A 6,763-nucleotide genomic window follows, 5' to 3' on the forward strand; every position below is an offset into this window, starting at 1 on the left:
CCACGCAGCTGACCGGCCTTGATCTGGATCAGGCCCGGCTCACAACAACGCGAACACCAGCGCCAGGATGGCCAGCAACGATACCGCCCAGACCAGGCTGCGCACATAGGGCACGCCGGCGGCATACAGCGGCAGATAGACCACTCGTGCCCAGAAGTAGGCCTGCGCGGCCAATGCGGTGGTGTCGTTGCTGCGCCCGGCCAGCACCACCGCGATCGCGGCGGCGGCGAAGAACGGGAAGGTCTCCAGGAAGTTGGCCTGGGCCCGCTGCAGGCGGCCGGCCAGCGCACTGAGCGGCCGGGCCTGGCCATCACGCGCCGAGGCATTCCACTTCAGGCCACGCTCGCGGGTGACCACGGTGGAGGTAGCGAAGATGTAGACAAAGCCCAGCAGCACCGACCAGGCCAGCATCGTCAGTTCAGTTGCCATCGCTGTGCTCCTCAGGGTGCCGATGCACGCAGGCTGTAACCGGCCAGGCGCCACACCTGGTCCTCGTCGAAACGGAACGACACCAGTTCGCGTACCGGCTGCGCGCTGTTGGCGAAACGGGTTGGGAAGCTGACGTTGATGTACAGGCCTTCGGGCACGGCGGCACCGGCGCCGTACTTGACCCGGGTGATGGTCGGCTGGCCGCGGCCGGCCATCGCGCCCAACCGCGTGCGCTCGGTGGTCAGCTGGCTGACGAAGGCCGCCTTGGGCACCGCACGTCGCGCGACGGCGGAGGCGCCTTCCCACAATTCACCGGCACGATTGGCATCGACCAGCTGCGCGGCCTTCACTGCGGCCGCGCCCATTTCCGCGTCCTGCTTCTGCACCTGCGCCTGCTGCGCGGCGGTCACCGCCGGGGCACCGGCGGTGGCCGGCTTCGCGGCCGCCGGCGATGCCGGCGCCGGGCGCGCGGGTGCCGGGGCAGGAGTGGCCGGCGCAGGCACCTGCGCCAACACAGTGAAGGGCATCAGGGACAGCAGCAGGAGCACGCGCTTCATGGACACCGCCGGTTACCGGGAAAGAACCGCAGTCTACGCCAGCGCAGTGAGCTGTTCGTCAGCGCGCGTGGGCGCTGCCCTCGACCACCGCAGCGTCGGCCTGCGCGGCAGGCTTTCCGGCCTCCGCAGGAGCCTGCTCGGCCACCGGCGGTGGCTCGGACGGCGCCGGCGGCAGCGTGGCCACATCGATCTCCGACAGCGGGCTCTCTTCAGGACACACCGCATCCGGGAAACCGAAGCGCTGCTTCAGTGCCTGGCCACAGCTGTTGATCGACTCCATGTCAGCGCCTTCGCGCTTGCACTGCTGGTCGAAGGCGATCAGGAACGCATCCTTGCGCTGTACGAAATCATCGCCGCAGGCGCGCATCTGCTTGATCCGCTCCAGGTCGTCCTGCACGGCGTTGGTGCCATCCAGGCCGTACTGGCGCAGCTCGTCCGGGGTCAGCAGGCGCAGGCTGCGGTTGGGCACGGTCATCATCAGATCGGCCACGCCCACCGCCACGCCGTTGCGCTGCAGGTAATCCTTCACGTTGTCGTAGACCTCGTGCAGCTCGCGATTGAGTTCGGCGCGCGAGGTGGCCTTGGAACTGATGCGCATCATGCGGTGGATGCCGACCTTGCCCGACAGCAGGCGGTTGTCACCGGCAGCCAGCACGAATACGCAGGCGCTGTGGCAGATCGAGCCTTCGCGCACCCAGATCGTCCAGCCCGATTCACCGATGCTGTCGCCGGCCACGATCGCCGATTCCACCTGGCCACCGCTGGAATCCAGATCGAGGATGCGCTTGTGGATCTTCTGCTCGTCGGCAACCACGGCCAGCCGCCACATCATCTCGGCGAAGCCCGGATTGATCTTTCCGGAATAGCGCACGCGCATCAGGCCACGCTCGGCGCAGGGCGCCAGCGCCTGGCTGATCTGATCGCGCTGCAGGCCCTCCAGCTCGATGCCATCACCGGCGTCGCCGGCGTACTCGGTGCTGCAGCTGACCCAGGCGCGGCCATTCTCCAGTTGCGCCTGCGGCCACGGCCGATCGGCCCGGCTGCGCGGCGGCGCGGGCGGCGGCGGTGCGTCAGCCGCATTGATCGACACCATGTTCTCGCCATCACTGGCCGGCGCCCGCGCCGCCTTGTCGGCAGCGGTCACATTGCCCGGATTCTCCAGCTGACTGCAGCCCGCCAGGGCCAGGCACAACAGGGGCAACCAGCGGAGTTTGGCGGACATCGGGCAACCGGCCTTCAGGGGAGCAAGGGCCACAGTCTACCTGTCCAAACCGCGCATTCAGCGCGCAGTACTGAACCCCTTCTGACCCTTGGGAAAGCGTGTCGACCAAGGTCGACACCTACCAACAGCAAAAGCGTGCCGACCAACGGTCGGCACCCACCAACAGCAGCGACCAACTGTCAGAGGTGGGGCGGTGTGGGTTGGCAGGACCGTTGGCGCCATGGATGGCGCCATCGAGCCCCCATGGGTGAGGGCGCTTTGCTTGCGAAGCACTGCTTCGCAAGCGCCCGAACGCCCAGCCGCCAGCGGCTGGCGTGCGCAGCACCGGCATCTACTGCCGCCCGGTGTGCCCGGCGCCACCGCCGAAGCCGCGCAACATCACCTACTACCCGACCGCCGCTGCGGCCGCTGCGGCCGGCTACCGGCCGTGCCTGCGCTGCCGTCCTGAACTGGCGCCCCAGGCCCAGCAGGCGCTCGCCGGGCAGACCGTGCAGCGCGCCCTGGCCCTGATCCAGGGTGGCTTCCTGCAGGAACAACCGGTGGCAGACCTCGCAGAGAAGATCGGACTCAGTGCACGCCAGCTGCAACGGCTGTTCGTCGAACACCTGGGCGCGACACCCGGACAGATCCACGCCACCCATCGCCTGCTGCTGGCCAAGCAGCTGTTGACCGAAACCACGCTGCCGGTGACCGACGTCGCGCTGGCAGCCGGCTACAACAGCCTGCGCCGCTTCAATACCGCGTTCCTCCAGGGCTGCGGCATGGCCCCCACCGCGCTGCGCCGCCAGCACCAACCCCTCGCCGCCGATGAGGGGGGCCTGGTGCTGCGCCTGGCCTACCGGCCGCCGCTGGACTTCCCACGCATGCTGGCGTTCCTGCGCAAGCGCAGCCTACCCGGCATCGAACTGATCGGCGAAGACAGCTACCAACGCGTGTTGGGCACGCCTGAGCGGCCCACCCTGCTGCGCGTCACCGCCGATCCGAAACGGCCGGAACTGCACCTGCAGCTCAGCGCCGTCGATCCACGCCTGATCCCGGACATCGTGCGTCGCGTGCGCCGCGTGTTCGACCTGGATGCCGACCTGCAGCAGGTGCACGCCGCACTGGGCGAAGAACCGCTGCTGGCGCGCGGCATCGCCCAACGCCCCGGGCTGCGTGTTCCGGGCGGCTGGGATGGATTCGAAGTGGGCGTGCGCGCGGTGCTCGGCCAGCAGGTCAGCGTCGCCGCAGCCACCACGTTCGCACGCCGGCTGGTGGATGCCTTCGGCGCACACCTGCCGGGCATGCCATCGGACTTCGATCGCCAGTTCCCCGCACCCGAGGTACTGGCCGAGGCGCCGCTGGAATCGATCGGCCTGCCGCGCAGCCGTGCCGCTACCGTGCGAGCACTTGCAGCCGCCTGCGCCAGCGGCCAGCTCGATTTCGGGCCTGGCCAGGCGCTGGAAGAGTTCGTCACCCGCTGCGTGGCACTGCCCGGCATCGGCCCGTGGACCGCGCAGTACATCGCCCTGCGGGGTCTCGGCCAGCCTGATGCCTTCCCCGCCGGCGACCTGGTGCTGCAGCAGGTCCTCGGCCATGCGCAGGGCCAGCGCCTGAGCGAACGTGCGACCGAAGCGCGCTCGCAACCCTGGCGGCCGTGGCGCGCGTATGCCGTGCTGCACCTGTGGCACCTGTCCGGCACTTTCGTTGGAGAACCGACATGACCCTGTTGTTCGACCGTTTCGACAGCCCGATCGGCGTGCTCACCATCGCCGGTGACGAGCGCGGACTTGCGCATGTGCTGTTTCCGGAAAACCGCCATCCGGCGCGTGGCCGCGACGACTGGCACTACGCGCCGGATGCGCTGCCGGAAGCCCGCCAGCAGTTGCTGCAGTTCCTGCACGGCGAACGCAGCAGCTTCGATCTGGAACTGGCACCGCGCGGCACGCCGTTCCAGCTGCGCGTGTGGCAAGCGCTGGCGCTGATCCCGTTCGGGCAGACCTGGAGCTACCTGCAGCTGGCGCAGCATCTGGGCCAGCCCAGCGCAACCCGCGCGGTGGGCGCCGCCAACGGCCGCAACCCGTTGCCGATCATCCTGCCCTGCCATCGCGTGATCGGCAGCAACGGCGCACTGACCGGGTTCGGTGGCGGCCTGGAAACCAAGGCCGCACTGCTGCGCCTGGAACAACGCCAGGCACCATTGTTTGCATGAGGGCCGGCCGGGCTGTGCCCGGCACCCGCAGAAACAACGGCAACGTCAAAAACCAGACCGGCTCTGGATTGATGTGGGTTGGGCGGCGCGGGGACAAGGAAGAATGCGCGGACACGCTGCGCCCTTCCGCGCAGCGTGTCTTGGGCCGGTCATTGCGCCGGCTTATCATGCGCGGATGACTTCCGTACGCCTGACCTGCGCGCTGGCGCTGCTGCTGCCATTGGCCGCCTGCACCACCGCGCCCGCGCCCTCCGCCTCCGTTGCCACGCCCGTTGCTGCGGCTGCGCCGCCGAAGCTGCTGCTGATCTCCATCGACGGCCTGCGCGCCGACGCGCTCGATCGCGGCCTGACCCCGAACCTGCAGCGGCTGATCGACGGTGGCGTGCGTGCACGCTGGATGACCCCGTCCTATCCGTCGCTCACCTTCCCCAACCACTACACCATCGTCACCGGCCTGCGCCCGGACCACCACGGCATCGTCAACAACAGCATGGACGACGAGGCACTGGGCCGTTTCGAACTGAGCAACCGCGAGGCGGTCACTACCAGCGCGTGGTGGGGCGGCGAGCCGATCTGGGTCGGCGCCGAGAATGCCGGCGTGCGTTCGGCCACCACCTCGTGGCCGGGCAGCGAGTCGGAAATCCGCGGGGTGCGCCCGAGCCAGTGGCGCATCTACGACGGCCAGGAACCGCTGGAACAGCGTGCCGGCATCGTGCTTGACTGGCTGGCGCAGACCGACGCCGATGCGCCGCGCCTGACCACGCTGTACATGGAGCACGTGGACAAGGCCGGCCACCACTACGGCCCGGATTCGAAGCAGTATGCCGACGCCATCGTGCGCGCCGACCAGATCGTCGGCCAGGTGCTGGATGGACTGCAGCAGCGCGGGCTGGCGTCGACCACCAACGTGATCGTGGTGTCCGACCATGGCATGGCCAGCGTCGCCGACGGCCACGTGATCGCCACCGAATCGATGGCCGATCCGGCCATCGCGCGCAATGTCAGCCAGGGCCAGTCGGTGGGCTTCGCACCGGTCGCCGGTCGCGAAGCCGACGCCGAACGCGTCCTGCTCGGCCGCCACGCCCACTACGAATGCTGGAAGAAGGAAAACCTGCCGCCGCGCTGGCACTACGGTACGCACCCGCGGGTGCCGCCGATCGTCTGCGCCATGGATGAAGGCTGGGATGCCCTGCATCGGGACAGGATCGCCAAGCGCACCAAGCAGGATCGCGGCTCGCATGGCTACGACAACGCCCTGCCGTCCATGCGTGCGGTGTTCGTGGCCGGCGGCCCGTCGTTCCGCCAGGGCCTGGTGATCGATGGCTTCGACAACGTCGATGTCTATCCGCTGCTGGCGCATCTGCTGCAGGTGCCGGCCGCGCCGAACGACGGCAACCCGGAAACGCTGAAACAGACCCTGCGCTGACGCCGCCGCAGAGCCGGGCCCACGCCCGGCTCAGCGAGCAGGCATAAAAAAACGCGGCGCCAGGCGCCGCGTTTTTCCTTGAAGCGGTCGACCGGCCGGATCAGGCCTTGGCGACAGCCTTCTTCGCCACAGCCTTCTTCGCCGGAGCCTTGGCCACGGTCTTCTTGGCAACCGGGGCGGCGGCGCCTACGGCGACCTTGCTCGCGGTGTGCGAACGGGCGTTGCCGTAGCTGGCGTTGTAGCGCTTGCCCTTGGCGGTCTTGCGGTCACCCTTACCCATGTCTTCAACTCCTCAAGTGTGAAATCTGGTTACCCCGTACTGACACGGGTTCGGCGGGGCCGCCTTGCTGGGCGCCCCCGCGCACGATCGGAAATCCTATCACGGAGCGCCTAGTGCGCGCAGCTGGCGTCGTGCACGTGGCCGTGGTTGAGGCGCAGGTTGACCAGGTGTGCGACGCCCACCAACAGGCCGCCGATGGTCATCACCACCGCATGCGGCACTGCGTTGTGATGCAGCGGGTCGTACAGCACGCCGGCCCACAGCGCGACCAGGCCCGGAATCAGGAAACCCAGCGCGCGCAGCGCGCCATGACGGCGATAGCCCCAGACCAGGCTGAACAGCCCGAGCAGGGTCACAAACACCACCAGCGCCTGCTCCACGCCGTCGCTCAACCAGAACGACAGGCCCAGCGAAGGCGCCGCCGCCAGCAGCACGGGGATCACCGCGCAATGCACCGCGCACAGCATCGAACCAGTGGCGCCGAATCGGTCGAGCAGGTGGCGCAGGCGTGAGGACAGGGACATGACTTCCAGCAGGGTCGGCGAATCGTTATGGAATAATATAACATCCGTTCCCGACCCGCACGGTTTCCCTCCCCCTGTCCCATCGACGGGATTCGTGCGCCCCGCGATTGATACATTGTAACAAAGGATCTGCC

Annotated in this window: 7 protein-coding genes and 1 pseudogene; 3 read left to right on the top strand and 5 right to left on the bottom strand. The window is 68.5% G+C overall.

The annotated features are described in order from the left end of the window. Positions 1-39: 39 nt before the first annotated feature. The 3 genes from QRO93_RS10970 to QRO93_RS10980 are packed head-to-tail and all read right to left on the bottom strand — an operon-like array spanning position 40 to position 2,208. Entirely contained in the window at positions 40-429 is a 390-nt protein-coding gene (locus QRO93_RS10970) for an MAPEG family protein (RefSeq protein WP_053449185.1), read from the bottom strand. 11 nt (positions 430-440) lie between these two features. Then, a complete protein-coding gene (locus QRO93_RS10975; RefSeq protein WP_180878243.1) occupies positions 441-986 on the bottom strand; it encodes a DUF4019 domain-containing protein in 546 nt (181 codons plus the stop codon). 58 nt (positions 987-1,044) lie between these two features. Next, positions 1,045-2,208, bottom strand: coding sequence for a hypothetical protein (locus tag QRO93_RS10980; protein WP_053449183.1), 1,164 nt, complete (start codon positions 2,206-2,208; stop codon positions 1,045-1,047). Between the two features lie 314 nt (positions 2,209-2,522). Between QRO93_RS10980 and QRO93_RS10985 the strand changes: the two are divergent. The 3 genes and pseudogenes from QRO93_RS10985 to QRO93_RS10995 form a co-directional block, all read left to right on the top strand. After that, positions 2,523-3,911 (top strand): annotated as a pseudogene (locus QRO93_RS10985) (AlkA N-terminal domain-containing protein); the annotation flags it as partial. Beyond that, positions 3,908-4,399: a methylated-DNA--[protein]-cysteine S-methyltransferase gene (locus QRO93_RS10990; protein WP_049458877.1), complete on the top strand. Its 492-nt coding sequence runs from the start codon at positions 3,908-3,910 to the stop codon at positions 4,397-4,399. The pseudogene QRO93_RS10985 and the gene QRO93_RS10990, both read left to right, overlap by 4 nt. A 175-nt stretch (positions 4,400-4,574) precedes the next feature. Next, positions 4,575-5,825, top strand: coding sequence for an ectonucleotide pyrophosphatase/phosphodiesterase (locus QRO93_RS10995; RefSeq protein ID WP_180878241.1), 1,251 nt, complete (start codon positions 4,575-4,577; stop codon positions 5,823-5,825). A gap of 100 nt (positions 5,826-5,925) precedes the next feature. Here the strand turns inward: QRO93_RS10995 and QRO93_RS11000 are convergent, their stop codons facing one another. Beyond that, positions 5,926-6,105 (bottom strand): 30S ribosomal protein THX, encoded by a 180-nt coding sequence (locus QRO93_RS11000; protein WP_004150462.1) that lies wholly within the window; start codon positions 6,103-6,105, stop codon positions 5,926-5,928. 110 nt (positions 6,106-6,215) lie between these two features. Further along, positions 6,216-6,629 (bottom strand): MerC domain-containing protein, encoded by a 414-nt coding sequence (locus tag QRO93_RS11005; RefSeq protein ID WP_008264835.1) that lies wholly within the window; start codon positions 6,627-6,629, stop codon positions 6,216-6,218. Positions 6,630-6,763: the final 134 nt, after the last annotated feature.

It is taken from the genome of Stenotrophomonas maltophilia group sp. Smal17 (assembly GCF_030237045.1).
GTDB lineage: Bacteria > Pseudomonadota > Gammaproteobacteria > Xanthomonadales > Xanthomonadaceae > Stenotrophomonas > Stenotrophomonas forensis.

Bases quoted from the DNA above. Each gene is read 5' to 3' on its own strand.
- QRO93_RS10970 (WP_053449185.1), bottom strand. From the start codon at position 429: ATGGCAACTGAACTGACGATGCTGGCCTGGTCGGTGCTGCTGGGCTTT.
- QRO93_RS10990 (WP_049458877.1), top strand. From the start codon at position 3,908: ATGACCCTGTTGTTCGACCGTTTCGACAGCCCGATCGGCGTGCTCACC.
- QRO93_RS10980 (WP_053449183.1), bottom strand. From the start codon at position 2,208: ATGTCCGCCAAACTCCGCTGGTTGCCCCTGTTGTGCCTGGCCCTGGCG.
- QRO93_RS11005 (WP_008264835.1), bottom strand. From the start codon at position 6,629: ATGTCCCTGTCCTCACGCCTGCGCCACCTGCTCGACCGATTCGGCGCC.
- QRO93_RS10995 (WP_180878241.1), top strand. From the start codon at position 4,575: ATGACTTCCGTACGCCTGACCTGCGCGCTGGCGCTGCTGCTGCCATTG.
- QRO93_RS10975 (WP_180878243.1), bottom strand. From the start codon at position 986: ATGAAGCGCGTGCTCCTGCTGCTGTCCCTGATGCCCTTCACTGTGTTG.
- QRO93_RS11000 (WP_004150462.1), bottom strand. From the start codon at position 6,105: ATGGGTAAGGGTGACCGCAAGACCGCCAAGGGCAAGCGCTACAACGCC.